This is a genomic window from uncultured Sphingomonas sp., assembly GCF_964237155.1.
GTDB lineage: Bacteria > Pseudomonadota > Alphaproteobacteria > Sphingomonadales > Sphingomonadaceae > Sphingomonas.
Genome location: NZ_CAXSHH010000138.1, coordinates 1 through 3,145, shown reverse-complemented (window position 1 = coordinate 3,145; position 3,145 = coordinate 1). Strand labels below are relative to the sequence as shown.

Here is a 3,145-nt window from a genome sequence, read left to right as displayed (position 1 = left end):
GGCGCTGCTGGCTCTCCGCGCCGCCACGGGTGGCGGCGATGGCGATCGCCTCGCAATAGAGACGGATCGCGCGGCTGGCGTCGTCGTTGGCCGGCACCGGGAAGGCGATGCCGTCAGGCGAGACGTTCGAATCAAGGATCGCGACGACGGGGATGCCGAGCGTATTGGCCTCCTTGATCGCCAGCTCCTCCTTGTTCGCGTCGATCACGAACATGACGTCCGGGACGCCGCCCATGTCGCGGATGCCGCCGAGCGAGAGCTCGAGCTTGTCGCGCTCGCGGGTGAGCTGGAGCACTTCCTTCTTGGTCAGGCCGACGGTATCACCCGACAGCTGCTCGTCGAGCGCCTTCATGCGCTTGATCGAACCGGAGATGGTCTTCCAGTTGGTGAGCATGCCGCCCAGCCAGCGGTGGTTGACGAAATGCTGGTTCGAGCGCCGGGCGCTATCGGCGACGGGCTCCTGCGCCTGACGCTTGGTGCCGACGAACAGCACCTTGCCGCCGCCCGCGACGGTCGTCGATACGAATTCGAGCGCGCGCGCCAGGAGCGGCACGGTCTGCGACAGGTCGAGGATGTGAACGCCGTTGCGGTCGCCGAAGATGAACGGCTTCATCTTCGGATTCCAGCGATGCGTCTGGTGACCGAAATGCGCGCCGGTCTCGATAAGCTGCTGCAAGGTGACGACGGGTGCCGCCATAGGGATAGATCCTTCCGGTTAAGCCTCTGGGAAGCGGATGACGGGCCGACCAGAAGGTCGGTCCGCACCGGGCTATGATGCTTCCCATGCGGTGTTGAACGCAGCGCGGATAGCGGACGGGGTCGGCAAACGCAATCGGAACGAATCGCTTGACGTCTGGAACAGGTGCGGAACATATGGGATCCAGAGCAGGACCAGGGATAATCGAGATCATGATCCAGGCATTTACGCCGGGATCGGGGGAGCGATCGCGCCTGGTCAGCGGAACCGCTCGCGACCCTAACGGTTTACCATGACTTGTGATGGGTTCGCGGTATCAGGGAGGCGAACATGACGGCGATCGTAGGGATATTCATCTTCACCGGCGCCTTCGCCTTGTCGGTCGGCGTGATTGCCGTATCGATAATCTCTCAATGGCGGCGGATCGCCCATCTCGCGACCGGTCACATCGAGCCGACTTTCACGCCTCTTGCGGCGCTCGCGGGTGCTGAGCGCCGCATCGCCGTCAGGCGCTGGGCGTCGGCTCCGATCCCGCAGCCGGTGCGCCGGTTGCGCGAAGCCGCCTGACCCTGGCATAGCTCGTGACGCTGAATGGCAGCGTCGCGAGATAGATCAATGAGATCGCGCTGAGCATGTGCCAGGGCGCGGTTATCAGGGCTGCGAAGATCAGTACGACCAAGACCAGCGCCTCGAAGCGGATGTTGCGCCGGAGTCGCAGCGAGGACCAGGAGAAGGTCGCGACGCTGGACACCATGAGCGCCGCCACGAAGGCGGTCCACGGGGCGACCAGGTAGGGGGAGGCGAACAGCGCCTCGTCCGTGCAGAACCACAGGAACATTGGTGTCAGCGCGAGCCCGGCACCTACCGGTGCGGGCGTTCCGGTCAGGAAGCCGGCCGATTTGTGCGGTTGTTCGGTCTCGTCGATCCGTGCGTTGAAGCGTGCGAGGCGGAGCGCGCAGAAGACCGCGAACGTCAGCGAACAGATCCACCCGATCCTGGGCAGCGCGGACAAGGACCAGAGATACAGTATCAGCGCGGGCGAGACCCCGAAGGATATCGCGTCGGACAGCGAGTCGAGTTCGGCCCCGAAGCGGCTCTCGCCCCGGAGCAGCCGGGCGATGCGCCCGTCTATGCCGTCGAGCGCGCCTGCGACGATGATCATGGCGACGGCGAGCTCCCACTGGCCGCCAATCGCGAAGCGGACGCCCGACAGGCCGGAGCAGAGCGCGAGCGCGGTCACCGCGTTGGGCGCGACCGCGCGCAGCGGCAGCCCGCGGGGGACGCGCGCGACGCGGCGAAGCGGCCTGGGCGGGATCACCGCGGCGTCGTCATTGCGAGATGCCGGATACCGGCGACGCGGCGCGACGGCCGATCACCGTCTCGCCCGCGATGGTGCGCTGGCCGAGCGTGACTTGCGGCGCGTAATCGTCGGGCAGGTAGACGTCGACGCGACTACCGAAACGGATCAACCCGATGCGCTGGCCGGCCGCGACCATGTCCCCCGGCTTGACGAAACCCATGATGCGCCGCGCGACCAGCCCGGCGATCTGGGTGAAGCCGATGCGGACCCCGTCCAAGTCCTCCACGACGAAATGCTGGCGTTCGTTCTCATCGGATGCCTTGTCGAGGTCGGCGTTCAGGAACTTGCCGGAGATGTAGACGACCTGGCGGATCGTACCCGCGACCGGGCTGCGGTTAATATGGACGTCGAAGACGCTCATGAACATGGACACGCGGACCCGGCTGGCGTCCGCGATGCCGTTCCCGCCGTCCATCTCGCGGGGCACCGCCACGCGCTGGATCATGGTGACGAGCCCGTCGGCGGGGGCGATGACCATCCCCTCCCCGACCGGCGTCGTTCGGACGGGATCGCGGAAGAAGGTCGCGACCCAGATCGTCACGCCGACCAGCGGCCAGAACAGGACGTGCGACACGAGCCAGGTCAGGAGGAGCGTCAACCCGGTGGAGATCGCGACGAACTTGCGGCCTTCGGTGTGGACGGCGGGGAAGCGCCATTTCACGGTGGAGGTGACCACCGGCGGCTTTTTGGTTGATGCCATGCCCCTGCGTCTATCGGCCCCGGGGGAGCCGCACAACCTTGCCCGCCGATGGACACGACCTCGGTTGATCCGCGGGGCCTTCATGCCTAGACGACGGCCGACCCTCCCCAAGGAAAAGAACATGGCCAAGATCACGGTGAAGACGCCCGTCGTCGAGATGGACGGCGACGAGATGACGCGGATCATCTGGGAGTGGATCCGCGAGCGCCTGATCAAGCCGTATCTCGATATCGAGCTGGAATATTACGACCTGTCGATCGAGAACCGCGACGCCACCGACGACAAGGTGACCGTCGAGAGCGCGCGCGCGACGCAGCGCCACGGCGTCGCGATCAAGTGCGCGACGATCACCCCCGACGAGCAGCGCGTCGAGGAGTTCAAGCTGAAG

The 3,145-nt window shown here is 65.9% G+C and carries 4 protein-coding genes; 1 reads left to right on the top strand and 3 read right to left on the bottom strand.

All coding sequences use genetic code 11. The annotated features are described in order from the left end of the window. From rpsB to ACFE71_RS15275, 3 genes are all read right to left on the bottom strand, one after another. A partial coding sequence (gene rpsB / locus ACFE71_RS15285) for a 30S ribosomal protein S2 (protein ID WP_375429619.1) occupies positions 1 to 697 on the bottom strand: 697 nt, incomplete at its 3' end. A gap of 505 nt (positions 698 to 1,202) precedes the next feature. Beyond that, positions 1,203 to 2,012 (bottom strand): CDP-alcohol phosphatidyltransferase family protein, encoded by an 810-nt coding sequence (locus ACFE71_RS15280; protein ID WP_375429620.1) that lies wholly within the window; start codon positions 2,010 to 2,012, stop codon positions 1,203 to 1,205. A 13-nt stretch (positions 2,013 to 2,025) separates the two neighbouring features. Then, the gene (locus tag ACFE71_RS15275) at positions 2,026 to 2,757 is read right to left on the bottom strand and encodes a phosphatidylserine decarboxylase (RefSeq protein ID WP_375429618.1); all 732 of its coding nucleotides are present in this window, start codon (positions 2,755 to 2,757) and stop codon (positions 2,026 to 2,028) included. A gap of 121 nt (positions 2,758 to 2,878) precedes the next feature. On the opposite strand from ACFE71_RS15275, the gene ACFE71_RS15270 reads away from it, so the two are divergent. Then, on the top strand, positions 2,879 to 3,145 hold a 267-nt coding region (locus ACFE71_RS15270; RefSeq protein ID WP_375429617.1), incomplete at its 3' end, for an isocitrate/isopropylmalate family dehydrogenase.

Excerpts from the sequence above, each read along its gene's own strand:
- ACFE71_RS15275 (WP_375429618.1), bottom strand. The coding sequence starts at position 2,757 with ATGGCATCAACCAAAAAGCCGCCGGTGGTCACCTCCACCGTGAAATGG.